The 18630-nt window shown below is 36.2% G+C and carries 17 protein-coding genes; 10 read left to right on the forward strand and 7 right to left on the reverse strand.

All coding sequences use genetic code 11. The annotated features are described in order from the left end of the window. Positions 1–23: 23 nt before the first annotated feature. The 3 genes from WMO42_RS00445 to WMO42_RS00455 form a co-directional block, all read right to left on the reverse strand. Positions 24–995, reverse strand: a complete 972-nt coding sequence (locus tag WMO42_RS00445; protein WP_349191275.1) for a permease prefix domain 1-containing protein — start codon at positions 993–995, stop codon at positions 24–26. A 3-nt stretch (positions 996–998) separates the two neighbouring features. Beyond that, positions 999–1337, reverse strand: coding sequence for a PadR family transcriptional regulator (locus tag WMO42_RS00450; RefSeq protein WP_022502986.1), 339 nt, complete (start codon positions 1335–1337; stop codon positions 999–1001). 237 nt (positions 1338–1574) lie between these two features. After that, on the reverse strand, positions 1575–1982 hold the full coding sequence (locus WMO42_RS00455) for a MerR family transcriptional regulator (protein WP_022502985.1): 408 nt from the start codon (positions 1980–1982) through the stop codon (positions 1575–1577). 383 nt (positions 1983–2365) lie between these two features. Between WMO42_RS00455 and WMO42_RS00460 the strand changes: the two genes are divergently transcribed. The 5 genes from WMO42_RS00460 to WMO42_RS00480 all read left to right on the forward strand — a co-directional run bounded on the left by WMO42_RS00460 (position 2366) and on the right by WMO42_RS00480 (position 5579). After that, positions 2366–3136: an NAD-dependent protein deacylase gene (locus WMO42_RS00460; RefSeq protein ID WP_090139581.1), complete on the forward strand. Its 771-nt coding sequence runs from the start codon at positions 2366–2368 to the stop codon at positions 3134–3136. Between the two features lie 107 nt (positions 3137–3243). Beyond that, on the forward strand, positions 3244–3672 hold the full coding sequence (locus WMO42_RS00465; protein WP_055175674.1) for an SseB family protein: 429 nt from the start codon (positions 3244–3246) through the stop codon (positions 3670–3672). 45 nt (positions 3673–3717) lie between these two features. Next, a complete protein-coding gene (locus tag WMO42_RS00470; RefSeq protein WP_082421601.1) occupies positions 3718–4302 on the forward strand; it encodes a GNAT family N-acetyltransferase in 585 nt (194 codons plus the stop codon). Positions 4303–4329: 27 nt separating this feature from the next. Next, positions 4330–4566, forward strand: coding sequence for a hypothetical protein (locus WMO42_RS00475; RefSeq protein ID WP_055175670.1), 237 nt, complete (start codon positions 4330–4332; stop codon positions 4564–4566). Positions 4567–4577: 11 nt separating this feature from the next. Next, positions 4578–5579, forward strand: a complete 1002-nt coding sequence (locus tag WMO42_RS00480; protein WP_349153618.1) for an asparaginase — start codon at positions 4578–4580, stop codon at positions 5577–5579. 143 nt (positions 5580–5722) lie between these two features. Here the strand turns inward: WMO42_RS00480 and WMO42_RS00485 are convergent, their stop codons facing one another. Beyond that, on the reverse strand, positions 5723–7204 hold the full coding sequence (locus WMO42_RS00485; protein WP_055175666.1) for a methyl-accepting chemotaxis protein: 1482 nt from the start codon (positions 7202–7204) through the stop codon (positions 5723–5725). A 306-nt stretch (positions 7205–7510) separates the two neighbouring features. Between WMO42_RS00485 and WMO42_RS00490 the strand changes: the two genes are divergently transcribed. Together WMO42_RS00490 and WMO42_RS00495 are read left to right on the forward strand one after the other, a co-directional pair. Next, positions 7511–9130, forward strand: coding sequence for a family 43 glycosylhydrolase (locus tag WMO42_RS00490; RefSeq protein ID WP_349191278.1), 1620 nt, complete (start codon positions 7511–7513; stop codon positions 9128–9130). 45 nt (positions 9131–9175) lie between these two features. Then, positions 9176–11962, forward strand: coding sequence for a glycoside hydrolase family 95-like protein (locus WMO42_RS00495; RefSeq protein WP_349191280.1), 2787 nt, complete (start codon positions 9176–9178; stop codon positions 11960–11962). Between the two features lie 52 nt (positions 11963–12014). On the opposite strand, the gene rfbC is transcribed toward WMO42_RS00495, so the two are convergent. From rfbC to rfbA, 3 genes are all read right to left on the reverse strand, one after another. Continuing rightward, positions 12015–12620 carry a dTDP-4-dehydrorhamnose 3,5-epimerase gene (rfbC, locus tag WMO42_RS00500; RefSeq protein ID WP_022502976.1) on the reverse strand — a complete coding sequence of 202 codons (606 nt, stop codon included), beginning with the start codon at positions 12618–12620 and terminating at the stop codon, positions 12015–12017. A gap of 87 nt (positions 12621–12707) precedes the next feature. After that, positions 12708–13727, reverse strand: a complete 1020-nt coding sequence (gene rfbB / locus WMO42_RS00505) for a dTDP-glucose 4,6-dehydratase (protein ID WP_116443622.1) — start codon at positions 13725–13727, stop codon at positions 12708–12710. A 77-nt stretch (positions 13728–13804) separates the two neighbouring features. After that, positions 13805–14704: a glucose-1-phosphate thymidylyltransferase RfbA gene (gene rfbA / locus WMO42_RS00510; RefSeq protein WP_055306398.1), complete on the reverse strand. Its 900-nt coding sequence runs from the start codon at positions 14702–14704 to the stop codon at positions 13805–13807. A gap of 354 nt (positions 14705–15058) precedes the next feature. Between rfbA and WMO42_RS00515 the strand changes: the two genes are divergently transcribed. From WMO42_RS00515 to WMO42_RS00525, 3 genes are all read left to right on the forward strand, one after another. Beyond that, entirely contained in the window at positions 15059–16303 is a 1245-nt protein-coding gene (locus tag WMO42_RS00515; RefSeq protein ID WP_349191281.1) for a MerR family transcriptional regulator, read from the forward strand. 133 nt (positions 16304–16436) lie between these two features. Beyond that, positions 16437–17726, forward strand: coding sequence for a glycosyltransferase family 4 protein (locus tag WMO42_RS00520; protein ID WP_022502972.1), 1290 nt, complete (start codon positions 16437–16439; stop codon positions 17724–17726). Positions 17727–17806: 80 nt separating this feature from the next. After that, entirely contained in the window at positions 17807–18598 is a 792-nt protein-coding gene (locus WMO42_RS00525) for an ABC transporter permease (RefSeq protein WP_022502971.1), read from the forward strand. Positions 18599–18630: the final 32 nt, after the last annotated feature.

Genomic DNA, 18630 nt, shown 5'->3' on the forward strand with positions numbered 1-18630 from the left:
TTCTCCTATCTTAGACCCTCATATTATTTTCTTAAAACATTTTTTAATAAAGCATAGATTACCCCGGCAATAGGCCATATAACCCAGGTTATGTGCCAGTAGAATGTTAAAAAGCTGATAGAAAGGTAAATACAGCTTACTGTTGACCAGTATACGGACATAATAGCGGTGGCTGTAGGATTAATATATTCAACAGACTTATTAGCTGGTTTGGCATAATTGCCAGCTATTGTGTCAGGGTTGTTAAGTGATAGAAGCACTTTATAGGCTTTTGAAGCATTTGCCTGATATACAATTAAGAACACACCAATGCCGACAAAACATAATACTCCGGCACCACCAAGGTCGTCAAGAATTTCAAAGTTAAGTGCATCAATTATTATTGGAGGTATAACGCTCATGACACATAATGCAACACCAATGCTTAGACACAGCGAATGAATTGTACGCATATGGTCACATTCATTCTGAATATATGAGGCAGACTGGTAGTCAACGCGGCATTGTTTGTATTTGATATCATCAAATTGCTTAAGCATAATACCTGATAATACGAAAAATCCGACTGCAATCGCAATTACTGTCAACATAACAGCTACCATAATGTTTTCAATAAAGGTAATTCCAATCATATCTCCAATAATTGGAAATATAGGGCTTATAATACATAAAAATACGCCGATTGCAATGAGAATACTTTTCACAATGTAAGCTCTTATGTATTTCTTGATTTCTTCTATCGAAAGACATCTTCTGTTATCAGAAGGTGTATTGTACTGTTGTCTGTTAAGTCCGAGTGTTTCGGAAAGTTCATCAAGATTGCCGAATTCAGATATAACAGTTCCAACAGCTTCATTCTCACTTAAACCTTCTGATATCAGCTCATTGTATTTGTCTTCCATCATTCCCCATAGTTCCTGCTTGGCACGAAGAACTTCAGGAGTGTTCGGCATATTGGCGAACATAGTTTCAAGATAACTTTTGATTGTTTCCATAAGTTAATTCTCCTTCTTAATAAATTGTTCAACGACTTCTTTGGTAAGTGCCCATTCTTCACAGCGGGCTTTGTAATACTCTCTTCCGGCATCAGTTATGCTGTAGTAAGTTCTTTTCTTTCCACCATTGTCACCTACACCAGGGAATGAAGTTATATATCCATTCTTTTCCATTCGTGTAAATGCAGAGTAGAGAGTTGTTTCTTTCATAATATACTTTTCATTGGATAGAGCTTTAATCTGCTTAGATATTTCATATCCATATGATGGTTTGTCTAATAGAAGATAGAGTATCATAGTGTCGTTGTAACCTCTGATAATGTCACTACTTATACCAGCCATAAAACCTCCAAAAAAAATACTACGACTGGCATACTACGTTAGTCGTAGTATGCCAGTCGTAGTATTATATATCATAATATATTATATACTGTCAATACATTTGGTATGAAATGTTATATTGGTTGAAATATAATGCTTTAACTGCCGTAAATAAAAAGAGGGTTCTGTAGTCAGAAACCCTCTTTTGTCGTGTAATATGCCGAATATTGATTAAATTATATGCTGTATAAGCTTATATCAGCTATGTTTGATATTTATATCTTCAGGACAGTCATCCCAGCTTAATACACCAGTTTTTACGGCGTTTTCATATCTTGAAATTTTATATTTCAGACGTTTCATAGTTGCTTCAATCTGTGCATGCTGTTCTTTAAGGGCATCAAGCTGTTCCTGTAAAAGCTGTCTTCTTGCTTCAAATGTTTCATCGCCTTCCTGATAGAGTTTCACATATTCAATAAGTGCTTCAATAGGAACTCCAGCATTACGCATACAGATGGCATTTTCAACCCAGCCAAGGTCATTTTCTGTGTAATTTCTTATGCCGCCGGAAGTGCGGGCAACAGTTGGTATAAGACCAACACGTTCGTAGTATCGTAGTGTATCTTGTGAAATATTATATTTCTGGCTTACTTCTTTGATTGTCATAATATCCTCATTTCTGCACACATTTTTGCGCATATCGGGTTTGTGTCAGGTGCGCACAGACACAAATCCCTGGTATGAAAATTATTTTCACGCTATTACTTAATTCCTGTCCGATTATTTAGCTGATTATTATATTGTTATATTAACACTTAGAGTCAGCTTAAAGTCAAGTGTATTGTGAATGAATTAAAAAAATCAAGTGGATAAGCACAGGAAATGTGGTATACTGTCATATAAAAGACTGTCCTATAAGCTAGATTAGCTAAGCGTTCTTATACGTACACTGCGGAATGAATGATTATAATAACAGATGAGCACAGACAAAATCCGTTAGTGCAGGACAGAGTTGTGATACAGTAATGTATTTGGAAAAGAGGTTTATTATGGGTTATGATAATGAATTTGATAATAAAATAAACAAGCTTACAGATTTTATTAATGAGTGTAATAGCATAGTATTCTTTGGAGGTGCTGGGGTATCGACAGAGTCTGGAATACCAGATTTTCGTAGTAAGGACGGCTTATATAACCAGCACGATGTTGAATTTGATATGTATGAGCCAGAATATCTGCTCAGTGAAGAGTGTCTTCATCATAAGCCTAAGGTATTTTTTGAATTTTACAGACAGAAAATGGATGCAAGAAATGTAAAGCCTAATATAACGCATTATATGCTTGCCAGATTAGAGAAGCTTGGAAAGCTGGATAAGATTATTACACAGAATATTGATGGACTTCATCAGATGGCTGGAAGCACTAATGTGATTGAACTTCACGGTGCAACTACAAGAAATTATTGTGAAAAATGCGGTAAAAAGTATCCGGCAGATTATATATTTGAGAGCAGGGAAGCAATTCCAAGATGTGTTGAGTGTAACCATATGATACGACCAGATGTGACTTTGTATGGTGAACAGCTTCCAGCAGGTGCATATGAGAGTGCGGTGGAGGCTATAAGAAAGGCTGATATGTTAATAGTGGCAGGAACATCATTAAAGGTATATCCAGCGGCAGGACTTGTATGGGAATTTGCTGGAAAGCATCTTGTCGTAATGAATAAAGAGCCGTTGGATTTCAAGCTGGATATGAATAAAGACATAGAGTTTAATTGTGCGATGGGTGATGTGTTCAGGGCACTTGATAAGAATATATAAATAAACATACTTTACCAGGCTGCCTGATTAAAGTTGACTTGCCCACATTCTAATGGTATGTTGATATAGCATTTTAATAACGAATGTAAACAGAATGGAGAAAGCACATGTCAGGGAATAAAGAGCAGATAGATGTTTCATTAATTGGTAATGACAAAATAGAAGAAGCAATTGTTAACATACAGAAAGAACCGACAGAGGAAAATCTTGTAAGAGCATTGTCTATAGTAAGGCACAGAATGAATGATAAAGGTCAGCTGATAATAGCAGTAGAGCCGCCATTGCCAGATGGTAAGCTTAATTTGAAGGTTATAAAGACAGAAGACGGACAGATGTGGTGGATAGCTTACACAAGCTTTGATGAAGAATTAAAAGGTGCAGATAACATTAAATCGACGTTTTTAACAGATATAGATAAGCTGTTGAATTCAGCTTTGCAGGTTGATGAGATTAGCGGCATTATAATTAACCCTTGGAATAAGACGCTTATGATTGATAAAGAACTTATAAAGATTATAATAGGAAAAGAACAATAAAATGTTATATAAGTTTATAAGTATGAAAAAGAGGCGTAAGATAATATGCAGGAATTAAATAAAGCGATAGATGATATACGGTCAAAAGGTGAATTGTCAAATGGGATAACAACACGCTATGCTGTGCCTGAAGATGCAAAAAGACTTCTTGAGATATATGCACCATATGTAGAGAATACAGCAATAACATTTGAATATGATGTACCAACATTGGAAGAATTTATTGAAAGAATCAGACATACACTTGAAAAGTATCCATATATTGTAGCGTTGAATAATGGCACAATCGTTGGTTATGCGTATGCTGGAATGTTCCACGAAAGAGAAGCATACAGCAGATGTGTAGAAACATCTATATATGTTGATAATAATATGAAGCATATGGGCATTGGTGGAATACTTCATAAGACATTAGAAGATGAGTTAAGGAAAGATGGCTTTCTTAATATGTACGCCTGTATAGCCTGCCCTAAGAAAGAAGATGAATACCTTAACAGAAACAGCATAGAGTTCCATAGTCATCAAGGATACAGGCTTGTAGGAGAATTCTATGACTGCGGATATAAATTTAAAAGATGGTACAATATGGTCTGGATGGAAAAGCTCATCGGGGAACATACTGATAAATAAAATATATGTGCAGGAAAGAGGAGTAGTATGAAAAGTACATTAATTAAGGATACAACTAAATCAGAGAGAATAGAGCTTGTTAAGCAGTGGGAGGAAAGTGAGGGCTGTGAGAGCAGTGGAATAGATCTTATGGAATTCTTCCGTGATTATATTGACGGAGTTAAGGAGATTTCAGAGGTCAATGCAGCATTTACAGCAAGATACATTTCTGAAATTCCTGATGATAATTCAGGCATAAGCTGCGGAATGGGCGGCAGGAGATAAGGAGAACTGGCGTGAAGAATATATTATTAATAGCTACTGGCGGAACAATAGCCTGTTCGTCCTCTGATGAAGGGCTTACACCATCAGCTAATGTCAACGAACTGCTTTCATATATACCGCATATTAAAGAAAAATGTAAGCTTTCAGGAATTTCAATAATGAATATCGACAGTACCAATATGAATCCTGAACTTATGATGAATATTGCAAAGGCAATAAAAGAATACAGGGATAATTATGATGGATTTGTCGTGGCACACGGAACGGATACAATGGGTTATACTGCTGCGGCACTTGTATATATGCTGAAGAACTTTAATAAGCCTGTTGTTATAACTGGATCACAACTGCCAATGGAAGCAGAATATACAGATGCGAAGAAGAATTTATCAGATGCGATAATATATGCGTGTGAGGGAAGGGCTGGTGTATATGTGGCATTTGATGGGTGCATAATTAATGGTGCACATGCAAGAAAGGTTAAGACACGCAGTTATGATGCATTTGAGAGTGTTAATTATCCAGTTGTTGCACATATTAAGCATAGCAGGATAACACATAATGAGGCTGTGCAGGGTGACTATAATAAGTCTGATAACAGCGGAATAGAGCCGGAGTTATGTTCAGATGTGATGCTTATTAAGCTGTTTCCGGGAATAGATAATAAGATATTTGAATTTATTAAGGGACACTATAAAGGTGTTGTTATTGAAAGCTTTGGGATTGGTGGAATTCCGAATATAGATAACAATATTGTAGAGGAAATTCACAAGCTTATAGAGGCTGGTGTTGCAGTTGTTGTGACAACACAGTGCAATTATGAGGGTGTTGATCTTGATATATATGAGGTGGGAAAGAAGCTGGCTAAAGAAAATGTTATTATAGCCGCTGATATGACGACAGAAGCGGTTGTTATGAAGCTTATGTGGGCATTGGCACATTTTGGTAAAAATGCAGTTACAGATATTAAGAAATATATTGAAACACCGGTATTCTGTGACAGAAGTTATTAACAGCAGGGAGCTTATGACAGCTTCAATCAATGAATGCAGACGGAATAATTAAAGAATATTATATAATATAAAATACCCTGTTATGTAAGGATTAACTCCAACAAGTTTATTCTTACATAACAGGGTATTTTGTAATATGTTGATTATTGATTATTGTGCTTAATAGTGTCTATAAGACTATGCATTCTTGTATTGATTGATTCAAGAATCTTCATATTGGCATCTTCTGTATTAGTGGTTTCAGCAGCGTGTGCAGAGAGCTGTTCAGATACAGCTGATATTGTCTGTATAGAGTCAACAATTACGCTGTTAGCCTGTTTGAGTTCATCAATACTTGATGAAAGTCTTGAAACATTATCACGGACAGTATATGTATTAGTCTGAATATTATCAAAGCTTTTGGCTGTATTCTCAGTAGAAGACTTTTCAGTATTAATTCCGTCTATCATAGTGTAGATAACTGATACAACATCTTCAATAGCTGATGACATATTATGTATAAGCTTTGTTATATTCTCAGTTGCATCACCTGTCTGTGTTGCCATTTTGGAAATCTCAGAAGCAACAACGGAGAAACCTTTTCCAGCTTCACCAGCTCTTGCGGCTTCAATACTTGCATTTAATGCTAAGAGTTCTGTCTGGGAAGCAATCTCCTCAATCATAACAATAATAGAATGCATCTGTGAAATATGGTTGTTAAGGTAAGTAAGCTTATCAGCAACCATTTCTCCGTTCTTAACAGATATATCAACTGTAGTAACAAGATGCTCAATATCTTTACTGCTCTGTGTAAGGATATCAAGGGTTTCTGCCATACTTGCAGAGATTTCATTAGCGGACATATCTACAAGTTCAACTTTTTTCTGAATTGCATCTGTCTGTGTAAGCTGGTTCTGTACGGCATTGGCTGTATCAGTTGCACCGTTGGATACGTCAGACATAGTTGATTGTGTGATCTTTGAAGATTCCTGTAACTTTTCTAAATCAGCATATACTTCAGAAATACCATTCTGCATTGTAGCAGACATTTCTGATATCTGACTAAGAAGCTCATCACTCTGCTCTTTTGATTTAGAAATGTTATTAATCTTCTGGTCTGCATTAGCTTTAGTTGCAAGAGCAAGCATACAGGCATATATACCAGTTATTAATACAATTATGAGCTGTATAACGGCGGCATCAGTTCCAAGATAGCCCATTCTGCCAGTTCTTGCACCGATAATAATAGTGATAATATTTTCAATAACTACGCCAAAATTGACAAGAAACATAAGACGGAATTCGTTATATAATGAAACAATAAATACCATAGGAAGTGCAAAGGCATACATAGTAATACTTGTTGTTGTAAATATGTTGCAGGTATAGAAAACAGCATATCCTATAGCTACTAAGTGCTTGATTGCATTAGTTTCGTGGTTCTTGTTCCAGAAAATAAATTCAGCAATCACAGGTGCCATTCCGATAGCAAAGATAATAATTGCGTAGGCGAATGATGTTATACCAACTGCTGTCTGCATAAAAACAAGAAGGCTGATAACAAGCACTTCTATTAAGTGTGCTAGCATAGCTACACGATTGTTTCGTTCCATTTCGGGAACTTCTCTTTTGATTTTGATAGGCATAAGTACCTCCTGATGTATATTGTTATTTAAGTGCCTAGAATACTAACCCCCATTATAATATATATAATTTGATATTTCAATGATACATTTATGGTTCTTCCGACACAGATAGCTTTTATATAATAATTACATTTTTTGTCAGATTAATGCTGTCTTTATAATATTATATTGATTGTTTCGTTTTGAATATTTATAGGCATTATTTCTGTAAAATAATATGAAACAGCGATATTTCACCTTGAAATAATACAATAATAATTATAATATACATTTATAAAATAAGTTTATAAAAGTCGGAGGTGCCATATGTTATTTAAAAATCCAATTATTCCGGGATATAATCCTGATCCAAGCATATGCCGTGTAGGAAGTGATTATTATATTGTGAATTCCACATTTGAATTCTTCCCAGGAGTGCCTGTATATCATAGTAAGAATTTGGTTAACTGGGAGCTTACAGGATATTGTCTGGACAGGCGTTCACAGTTAGAACTTGAGGACTGTCGTAATTCGGGAGGAATATATGCACCAACGATACGATATCATAAAGGTATGTTTTATATGATAACAACAAATGTTACTGATAAAGGTAATTTTGTTGTTCATACAGAAGATATTAACAGCGAATGGTCTGAGCCAGCGTGGATTGACCAGGGGGGAATTGACCCATCATTATTCTTTGATGATGATGACAAATGTTATTATTGTTCAACGGGAATAATTGACGGTGTACGTGGAATTGTTGCATTTGAGATAAATCCGCTTACAGGTGTGATATTATCTGAGAAGAAGCTTATAAGTGAAGGTTGTGGTGGACAGTGTCCGGAAGGTCCACATATTTATAAGAAGGATGGCTGGTATTATCTTATGATAGCAGAAGGCGGAACGGAATATGCACACCGTGAAACAATTCAACGTTCGCATAATGTATATGGCCCATATGAGGCTTGTCCGGATAATCCTGTTATATCTCATAAGGAATATAAGAAATCAGAGATTCAGGCGACAGGACATGCGGATTTATTAGAGGATGAGAATGGTAACTGGTGGCTTGTGTTTCTTGGAATAAGAAGATTCAGCCATGCTTTGCTTCATAATCTTGGGAGAGAAACATTTCTTGCACCAGTAAAGTGGGAAAATGGCTGGCCGGTTGTTGGTTATAATGGCAATGGAACAATTGAGCTTGTAATGGATGCACCACTGCCTGGACTTGATTGTGAAGAGAGTTCTGCCAATATCCGTATTGATAAGCAGTCCGGACAGCCAATTCTGTACGCAGACCACAGTGTGGATATAGATTTTACAGATGAATTGCTTGATAAAAGGCTTCAATATACAAGAAATCCTGATACGTCAAAGTATATATATGATAATAAAAATGCTGTGCTTACACTTAAGGGAACAGATATAACACTTAACACGGCTGGCAAATCGCCAACAATTGTGTCATTTAAACAGCCGGAATTCACGACAACTTTATATGCATGTCTTGATATAGCCAGATGTAATGCAAAAAGATGTGGCGTTGCGGCATATTACAATAACGATTATCATTATGAGATATACATAGGCAATGATGATAATGGCAGGTATATAGGATTTTATAAACATATACACGATATGGGTGTTGAGCTTGAAAGAATTCCCATTAATAATGAAGATATGAATTCAAAGCTTTTGATAAAAATAGATACAGACAGGGAAAAGTATACATTTTCTTATGCAATAGCTGACACTGCTAATCTTGGTGCAAGGGTGGCATACAGGCAGATAGGTTCAGGACTTAATGCAGGACTTAGCACGGAGGGTACGCGGACAATGACATTTACGGGTACATTGTTCTCGTTATTTGCGGAAAATGGAGATGGTGTATTTAACATAGGGGTAAAGCTTTTAATCAATCCAGATGAGAATTATACATTATAATATAATTATGTTTGTAGATTAATGTATACAGAAATGAGGGTAATTATGGGAGATAATAACTGGTCATATTCAAAAATATATAAAGAAATTATACCATATGAGGAATATGGTATGTATGATGTTGCGTGGCACGATGGTATGTCAGCGGCAGATGGACACATAGGGGTAATTACATCGTGTGCACCTTTAAATGACAGCTTTATATTCCAGAATGTTGAGTATATTATGCCGTCAGAAGAGCCAAGATATGTGCCTTTAGAGGTTGGAGGACAGCTGGATGAGGCAAGGCAGTCAGTAATTAATATGGACGATACCTGGGATATACACAACAGAAAACGTACCAATATGTATTGTCATCATCCAGGACACCAGCTCAGGGTGGAATTATGCAGGAGTGCTGATATAACAGATACTAACGCATTAATATCAGAAGCTGCAAAACACCATCATATGACACGAAATGATGATATAAATATTACGGATTATGAACGATATACAGATTTTAACAGGTCTGAGATTGTTGTTAAATATAAGGCAGATGGAAGAACTATAACTAAAAGAACTTTTGCATCCTTGACTGATGATGTTGTTATTACAGAGATTACAGGAGCGAAGGATTTTATCGTTAATATTTCAGTTGATGATTTTGAGGCAATGCATAAGTTTGGTATGGATAAGAATAAACAGGCAACCTCAGAGAGAGGAATGAAGTATTCGCGTTTTGTTAAAGATGATATAGTTGGTGTTGTGGCACATTATCCTTCATTTGAGGGAAGTGAGCTTGCAAATGGAGGGTTTGCAGGTGCAACCAGATTTATTACAGATGGTATAGTCAATATGATAGAATTGAATAAATCAGACAAGGCATATACCTGTATAGATAATATAGTACCAATTATTCAATTGAATAAATCGAACAAGATTATTCTTATAACATATCTTGATTGGACAGATAAGCTTGGCAGGCTTGAAGATTTCCAGTCAGAATGTGAGAGTGGCAGTATATTTGATACAGAGCTTATTAGAAAATGTTTTGCAAAGGTAAATGATAGTTTAGGCACAGCTGATAAAGTGTTTTTTAATAATAAAGAAATTTTCTATGATGCTGCAATCAAAGAACATAGTATTAAAAGTGCTGAAAGATATAACAGGGTATCATTATATTTATACGATAATACTGATTGTATATCTAATAAAAATGATAAAGAAAAGAAATATTGTGATAATGTCTCTAAAGTTGATGAGAATAGTAAATGCACAATAGCTGATAATGAAGATAGGTACAATATATATAATATGGTAGCTAATGAGGAGCTTCTAGATAAGCAGAAAGAAGTTCCAGATATTCTTATTCCGCTTCTTGAAAGAATATATAATAATGCAAGATATGGGCTTATGTCAGGGGCTGGCTATACAGCACCAAGGCTTAATGGACCAGGTGTTGGAGAGTGGAATCTGATGTGGCGTAATGCGTATACCATGGATGCTAATGTTAATATTCAGGTATCGGGAATTAACAGCGGCAATATGTATGAAGCTGGCGTTGGGTATATTTGGTTCGTATTAAGACAGCTTAAAGACTGGGAGATTAATGCTAAAAAGGTATATGGAATGAAAAATGCCCTGTTAGCACCTATCAATACTGACGGACAGAGGGCAATGATGGTTGAGTATGACATTAACTATCCGTTCCAGTATTGGAATACGGGTGCAAGCTGGATGATACTTCCTATAGCAGAATGGGTTGACTGCTATGGTGATGTGTCAATTACAACAACTGATCAAAAGATAATAAAGCAGTATAACAAAGAGGTCTTTAATGTAAAGAAAGATATTCTTATGCCGCTTCTTCAAAAAACTTATAATTTCTGGGAGCAGCTTTGCACACCTGAGTACTTCACAGATATTGAGGGCAATGCAAGATATGAAAAGGGTAAGACACATTTGTTTACTGGTGAGAAGTATCTTATAATTCCGTCATTTTCACCAGAGAACAAGCCGCTTGGCTATAAGAGTGCAATAACAGCCAATGCTTCAATGGATATAGCTGCGGCAAAAGATATTATAGCTATGTATATTGATATGGAAAATGAACTTCAGAATGAAGGATACAAGGAAAGAATTAAGAAGGCTGAAAAGTTAAATAATGAGCTTCCGGATTATCAATATGATGAAAGCGGTGCAATAAGAGAGTGGGCTATGAAAGAGTATCAGGAAAATAATGCCCACAGGCATATAAGCCATCTTTATTGTGCATGGCCGGCATATCAGACACAGCATAATAATAAGCTTGCCAACGCCTGCCGACAGGCTATATTAAACCGTAATAAGGAGAATTCCGGAAAAGATGACACGGCATCACACGGCTGGATTCATAAGGCACTTGTTGAGGCAAGGCTTAAGAATTCAGAGGAAGTGTATAATATATTAAATATGCTTGTGCATAGCGATATATTTTATTCAACATTATTTACCGACCATAATACGAACAGGGCTAAGGGTGTCGCCTGCACAGATACATTATATGGAATAGCTGGAATTATTAATGAAATGCTAGTGTATTCGGATAAGAATACGGTAGAACTGCTTCCTGCATTAAGCAGTAATATACCAGCAGGAAATATAAGCGGACTTTTAACACGCGCTGGTGTGAGAGTTGATTATTTAAGCTGGGATGTTGATAAGAGAAATGTAAAAGCAGACTTAACTGCATTACGGGACACAAGCTTTAATCTTGTGCTTAATAATAAGGCGTATATTGGTGAGGAAAATGAAAGTAAATGCGTTGCAGTTCAGTTAAAAAAGGGTGAAAGGTATTGCTTTATGGGTTGATAGTGAAAATGCGGAAACACCGATATAGTAGAGTGTTTCCGCATTTTTTATTTTATTTGAACTTGAATGTATTCTCAAGTGTCTCCCACTTGGTATCTTTCTCGCTGAAATTAAGTGGGGTTCCGTCTTCAAGCTTGTATCCAGATGGGTCAGCACTGCCTGGATATTTGCCTGTAACCTGTGGCCATTCAATGCCAATGCTTGGGTCGTTCCACGCAAGACCGCCCTCATCACCAGGATGATAGAAGTCAGTTACTTTGTAGCAGAACTCAGCTTCGTCACTTAATACGAGGAAGCCGTGTGCAAAGCCTTCGCTTATATAGAACTGCTTCTTGTTCTCTTCTGTAAGTTCTACGCCAAACCATTTGCCGTATGTCTTAGAACCTGCACGAAGGTCAACAGCAACATCAAATACGCTTCCTTTGATTACACGTACAAGCTTTCCCTGAGGAAATTCTTTCTGGAAGTGTAAGCCACGAAGAACACCCTTAACAGAGCGTGACTGGTTATCCTGAACAAATACCATATCAAGACCGGCTTCGTGCATATCATTCTGATTGTAAGTTTCCATAAAATATCCGCGGTTATCGCCGTGAACAGTAGGTTCTATTATATAAAGTCCTTCAATATCGCAAGGAGTTACTTTAATCTGTCCCATAGTTATTACCTTTCTTTGATTAATCTAAAAATACTGCCACCTGACAGATAAAAATAAATTGTCAGGTTGTATATAAAAATATATTAATTATCGGTTAGAATACATTTTCTCATAGTAGTTCTGGTATTCGCCTGAGATGATAGTTTCCCACCATTCCTTGTTGTCAAGATACCACTGGATTGTCTTCTTTATGCCGTCTTCAAACTTAGTTTCTGGTAACCAGCCAAGTTCGTTGTGGATTTTAGAAGGGTCGATAGCATAACGCATATCGTGTCCCTTACGGTCGCCAACGTGAACGATAAGTGATTCTGGCTTGCCAAGTTCTTTACAGATAAGCTTAACGATGTCAATATTTCTCTTTTCATTATGTCCACCGACATTGTATACTTCACCGACACGTCCTTTGTGAATGATAAGGTCAATAGCCTTGCAGTGGTCTTCAACATAAAGCCAGTCACGGACATTAAGACCTTCACCATATACAGGAAGTGGCTTATCATTAAGAGCATTGGCAATCATAAGAGGAATAAGCTTTTCTGGGAAGTGGTATGGTCCGTAGTTGTTAGAACATCTGCTTATAGTTACAGGAAGTCCATAAGTTCTGTGGTAAGCTAATACTAAAAGGTCAGCACCAGCTTTTGATGAGCTGTATGGGCTTGATGTATGTATAGGTGTTTCCTCTGTGAAGAAAAGGTCAGGTCTGTCAAGTGGAAGGTCACCATATACTTCATCAGTAGATACCTGATGATAACGCTTAATTCCGTACTTTCTGCATGCATCCATAAGAACAGCAGTACCTTTGATGTTAGTGTCAAGGAATACTTCCGGGTTCTCGATAGAACGATCAACGTGTGACTCGGCGGCAAAGTTTACAACCATATCTGGGTGTTCTTCTTCAAAAAGCTTGTATACAGATTCTCTGTCAGTAATACTTTCCTTAACAAATCTGAAGTTAGGATTATCCATTACAGGAGCAAGTGTTGAGAGATTGCCCGCATATGTAAGGCAGTCAAGACAGATAATTCTGTAATCTGGATATTTCTTTAACATATGGAAAATGAAGTTGCTTCCGATAAATCCGGCACCGCCGGTAACAATAATATTCATATATAATCCTCGTTTCTGTGCACATATTAATAATTAAAATGGTGCAGTGTGCGCTACACACCAAATGATAATATATTCTAGCTATGAAGTACGTCAATATATTTGCCGTCAAGCACATCTTTTAAATACTGTCCGTACTGGTTTTTCTTTAAGACTTCATAAGTCTTAAGTACGTCCTCTTTAGTTATCCAGCCGTTAAGATAAGCTATCTCTTCAAGGCAGGCTATTTTACGGTGCTGATGTGTTTCAATTGTCTTAACGAAGTTAGTAGCTTCAACAAGGCTTTCGTGAGTACCAGTGTCAAGCCAGGTAAAGCCCTGACCTAAAAGTTCTACATTGAGGTTGTTGTTCTCAAGATATATACGGTTAAGGTCTGTTATTTCAAGCTCACCTCTTGCAGATGGCTTTAAATTCTTCGCATACTCTACAACCTTGTTATCATAGAAGTAAAGACCTGTTACACAGTAATTGCTCTTAGGCTTAGCTGGCTTTTCTTCTATAGATATAGCCTTGCCGGCTTCGTTAAATTCTACAATACCAAATCTTTCAGGGTCATCAACGTAGTAACCAAATACTGTAGCACCTATGCCTTCTTCAGCGTTTTTAACAGCATTTTTGAGACGTTCCTTAAGTCCGTTGCCAGCGAATATGTTATCGCCAAGAACCATAGCAACAGTGTCATCGCCGATGAATTCCTCACCGATAATGAAAGCCTGTGCAAGTCCGTCAGGTGATGGCTGTACAGCATAAGAAAGATTAACACCGAACTGGCTTCCGTCACCGAGAAGCTCTTTGAATCTAGGTGTATCCTGTCGAGTAGATATTATAAGAATATCACGAATTCCAGCAGTCATAAGAACTGACATAGGATAATATATCATAGGCTTATCGTATATAGGAAGAAGCTGTTTACTTGTTACCATTGTGAGTGGATAAAGGCGTGTGCCAGAACCACCAGCGAGAATAATACCTTTCATAGTCATTCCTCTTTTCTTAATAAATAGTGTGTTTTAAATAAATTAATACCTGTTTAGCAGATTAGTGCTTACTAAGCAGATTATAGTTTTTTAGTAAATTGATATTTGCTTTTTGTTTTGATATATATATAATAAAAGGTGACGTAACGTTATCTTCAAGTATTTTTTGTGATACAAGAAGAAATTTTATCATTATTTATGATTTTTATGGTTTCAAACAGATCTTCAAATAGGATTTTAATAGTCCTTAAAATATAATTTCAAATAAGCTTTCAAATAGGATTTGCAATAAGTTTTTAAACAGAATTTCAGGTATGATTACAGTAAAATATACCATAAAGAAAAGAGGAAGTTATGCATAAAGAAGGTTATTATTCTTCTGGTGAGTTTGCCAAGAAAGCAAATGTCACAGTAAGAACTATAAGATATTATGATAAACAGAATATTTTAAAGCCGTCACTGCTTACAGAGGACGGAGTGAGGTTTTATACGGATTCAGATTTTACGAGGCTGCAGCAGATATTGTTGTTTAAGTATCTGGGGTTTTCACTTGAGGATATAAGAAATATGACTATAGGTGATTCAGATTATAACATTCTTCTTAATTCGCTTAATTTGCAGTTTAAGCTTATTCAGGACAAAATAGCACAGATGGAGCTTGTAAAGAATGCAATTGAAGACACGATAGATACATTTAAAAATAACAAATTAGTGGATTGGAGCAATATGCTTTCGCTTATCCACCTTACTAATATGGAAAGCACTTTAAAGACACAGTATCTTAATGCTGGAAATATAACCGCAAGAATTAATCTTCATGCAGAATATTCAGTTAATAAGCAGGGTTGGTTTAACTGGATATATGAACAGAGCAATATACAGACCGGACAGCGTATTCTGGAGATAGGCTGTGGTGATGGAAGACTGTGGGTTGATAATAAGAATAATGTAAGAGAACTTTCAGGGCTACAGGTGTTCTTAAGCGATATATCCGATGGTATGGTGAATGATGCAAGAAGAAATATAGAAGCGGAATATGCTAACGAGAATGGGGCGGATAGTACTGCACATAAGACAGGACAGTCTGTATCATTTAAGTTTAATACATTTGACTGTGCGGATATTCCTTATAGGAATAATTATTTCGATATAGTTCTTGCTAATCATGTATTATTTTACTGTGATAATATAGAAAGCGTTCTAAAAGAAGTCAAAAGAGTGTTAAAACCGGGTGGAGTATTTATATGTGCAACTTATGGGGCTTCGCACATGAAAGAGATTAGTGATCTTGTAACAGAGTTTGATAAAAGAATTGTTCTTGCTGCGGATAATCTGTATGATAAATTCGGGCTGGATAATGGAGAGGATATATTGATTAAGCATTTTAATAATGTAGATGTCAGAAAATATAATGATCACCTGTTAGTTGATAAAGCAGAGCCGCTTATTGAATATATTCTTTCCTGCCACGGCAACCAGAACCAGTATCTTCTTGACAGATATTCCGATTTTAAAGCATTTATAAGAAATAAGCTTGCAAGGAAGCCTTTTAAGATTACTAAAGATGCAGGATTATTTATATGTAAAGATATATGGTAATTATATTAATAATGTGGTAAAATTATACAGCTATTGCAATTTACGCGATTAAATATCTATTATAATGGGAATGTTATTTATAACAGTATAATGATAGGCAGATTATTAAATTATAGAAGAATAGAGGTATACAATGGCGTTATCCAAATTATTTTTAAATGCAGGTGAAGCGTTAAGGCCAGTTCTTGTAAAAGTGCTTCCGATGAAACTGCTAAGTAAGCTGAAGGCGGGAATTATTAATAATGCAACAGAAAAGCTGTCGGCAGATACTATAGAAAAGTATGTACCGGGACGATACAAGGAAGGTGCTAATATAATAGGCAATATAAAGGGGGATAATGGATTAGGACAGAGTGCACGTATTATGTGCAGTCTGCTTGATGAGAATAATGAGCCACACGTTATAAGGGATTTCTTTGTTCCACCGGGAGGCTCAAGAACCAATGATATGTATGACAGCAGGCTTACAACACAGCTTCCATATGATGTTAACATAATACATGTTAATGCAAGTGAGTTTATGGTAGCATATTTAAGCCTTGGCAAAGATGTATGGGATTACAGATATAATATAGGTTACTGGGCGTGGGAATTAGAGACATTTCCAGAGGAATGGCTTCCGGCATTTAAGCTTGTCGATGAAGTGTGGACACCATCGGATTTTGTTACTAATACACTTAAGAAATATACTGACAAGCCTGTGGTTACGGTTCCACATTGTATAGAACCTGTTGCAAGTGCACAGTATGGCAGGAAGCATTTTAATCTTCCAGAAGACAAGTTCCTGTTTTTAATAATGTTTAATAGTGGAAGTGTTATGGAAAGAAAGAATCCATTGGCAGCTATTAAAGCATTTAAGCAGGCATTCCTGAAAGATGAAGCAACTAAGAACAAGTATAAGGATGTAGGTCTTGTAATTAAGATAAGTGAGTCAGAGCTTTCAGCAGACGATGAGAAGATTATAAGCTCTATTGTAGATAAAGAAGATAATATTTACTTTATGTGTGGACAGATTAATAAGACAGAAGTTAATTCTCTTCTTAAAGACGTAGATGTATATGTATCACTTCACCGCTCAGAGGGCTTCGGGCTTGTAATGGCGGAGGCTATGTATCTTGGAACACCGGTTATAGCAACGGCGTGGTCGGGTAATACAGAGTTTATGAATGATCATACGGCGTGTATGGTTGGATACGATATGATAGAACTTGATAAGGACTATGATGTATTTAAGAAGGGCAATGTGTGGGCAGATGCACACATTGATGAAGCTGCTGATTATATGGTAAGGCTCTATGAAGACAAAGAGTATTACAACACCAAGGTAGTTAATGGACAAGCATATGCCAGAGAACATCTTGCATACAAACGTTCAGCGGATATTGTGAGTGAGCGTTTAAGACAGATTCATTCAAAGTCTTAAGGGTTTTAAATTATTCGTTTGACAAAGAAAATGATTGTTATTATAATATGCAGGATTTAGATATAGAGGAGAAATTTCTGATGCAACATATTAAAGAATTATATGAATATAGGGAAATGATTATAAGTCTTGTAAGAAAAGACTTAAGAGGAAGATATAAGGGTTCGGTTCTTGGATTTCTTTGGACATTTGTCAACCCTTTATTACAGCTTATTGTGTATACAATTGTGTTCTCAATAATAATGAGGGCAAGCTATGAACAGTATTATCTGTTTCTTTTCGTGGCACTTGTGCCTTGGATGTTCTTTTCATCAAGTGTAACTGACGGTGCGGCAAGTATATTAAAAGAGAAGGATATGGTTAAAAAGATATACTTCCCAAGAGAGGTTCTTCCAATATCAACAGTTACAAGTGCATTTGTTAATATGATACTTACATTTGTTGTTGTATTTATAGTTGTTATTGTATCAGGAAGAGGTATTAATCCACTTGCATTATTATGTCTTCCTGTTGTTATGGTTGTAGAGTATGTACTTTGTCTTGGTATTGCACTTATAGTATCATCACTTACAGTATATCTCAGGGATTTACAGTATATTCTTGGAATATTTGTTATGGCACTCCAGTATATGACACCGGTAATGTATGGCGTTGATATGGTAGAGAATTCTGGTGCTGGTGACTGGCTTATTTTAATATTTAACTTAAATCCTATGACACCTATTATTAAAATATACAGACAGATTATTTATTATGGACAAGTTCCAGAACTTGGTTCGCTGGCTCTTGCATTAATAATAGGTATTGTATTTATAGTTGTCGGAGAAGTTCTGTTTAAGAAGCTTCAGAGAGGTTTTGCAGAAGAATTCTAATTAGAATAGTATAGACAATTAGATATATAAGC

This window comes from Lachnospira sp. CLA-JM-H23, from assembly GCF_040096425.1.
Taxonomy (GTDB): domain Bacteria; phylum Bacillota; class Clostridia; order Lachnospirales; family Lachnospiraceae; genus Lachnospira; species Lachnospira rogosae.

What these genes read in the sequence shown, in the direction of transcription:
- WMO42_RS00520 (WP_022502972.1), top strand. Translation starts at nt 16,437, where the DNA reads ATGGCGTTATCCAAATTATTTTTAAATGCAGGTGAAGCGTTAAGGCCA.
- WMO42_RS00495 (WP_349191280.1), top strand. Translation starts at nt 9,176, where the DNA reads ATGGGAGATAATAACTGGTCATATTCAAAAATATATAAAGAAATTATA.
- WMO42_RS00525 (WP_022502971.1), top strand. Translation starts at nt 17,807, where the DNA reads ATGCAACATATTAAAGAATTATATGAATATAGGGAAATGATTATAAGT.
- WMO42_RS00445 (WP_349191275.1), bottom strand. Translation starts at nt 995, where the DNA reads ATGGAAACAATCAAAAGTTATCTTGAAACTATGTTCGCCAATATGCCG.
- WMO42_RS00485 (WP_055175666.1), bottom strand. Translation starts at nt 7,204, where the DNA reads ATGCCTATCAAAATCAAAAGAGAAGTTCCCGAAATGGAACGAAACAAT.
- WMO42_RS00450 (WP_022502986.1), bottom strand. Translation starts at nt 1,337, where the DNA reads ATGGCTGGTATAAGTAGTGACATTATCAGAGGTTACAACGACACTATG.
- WMO42_RS00475 (WP_055175670.1), top strand. Translation starts at nt 4,330, where the DNA reads ATGAAAAGTACATTAATTAAGGATACAACTAAATCAGAGAGAATAGAG.
- WMO42_RS00455 (WP_022502985.1), bottom strand. Translation starts at nt 1,982, where the DNA reads ATGACAATCAAAGAAGTAAGCCAGAAATATAATATTTCACAAGATACA.
- WMO42_RS00515 (WP_349191281.1), top strand. Translation starts at nt 15,059, where the DNA reads ATGCATAAAGAAGGTTATTATTCTTCTGGTGAGTTTGCCAAGAAAGCA.
- WMO42_RS00470 (WP_082421601.1), top strand. Translation starts at nt 3,718, where the DNA reads ATGCAGGAATTAAATAAAGCGATAGATGATATACGGTCAAAAGGTGAA.
- rfbA (WP_055306398.1), bottom strand. Translation starts at nt 14,704, where the DNA reads ATGAAAGGTATTATTCTCGCTGGTGGTTCTGGCACACGCCTTTATCCA.
- WMO42_RS00465 (WP_055175674.1), top strand. Translation starts at nt 3,244, where the DNA reads ATGTCAGGGAATAAAGAGCAGATAGATGTTTCATTAATTGGTAATGAC.
- rfbC (WP_022502976.1), bottom strand. Translation starts at nt 12,620, where the DNA reads ATGGGACAGATTAAAGTAACTCCTTGCGATATTGAAGGACTTTATATA.
- WMO42_RS00490 (WP_349191278.1), top strand. Translation starts at nt 7,511, where the DNA reads ATGTTATTTAAAAATCCAATTATTCCGGGATATAATCCTGATCCAAGC.
- rfbB (WP_116443622.1), bottom strand. Translation starts at nt 13,727, where the DNA reads ATGAATATTATTGTTACCGGCGGTGCCGGATTTATCGGAAGCAACTTC.
- WMO42_RS00460 (WP_090139581.1), top strand. Translation starts at nt 2,366, where the DNA reads ATGGGTTATGATAATGAATTTGATAATAAAATAAACAAGCTTACAGAT.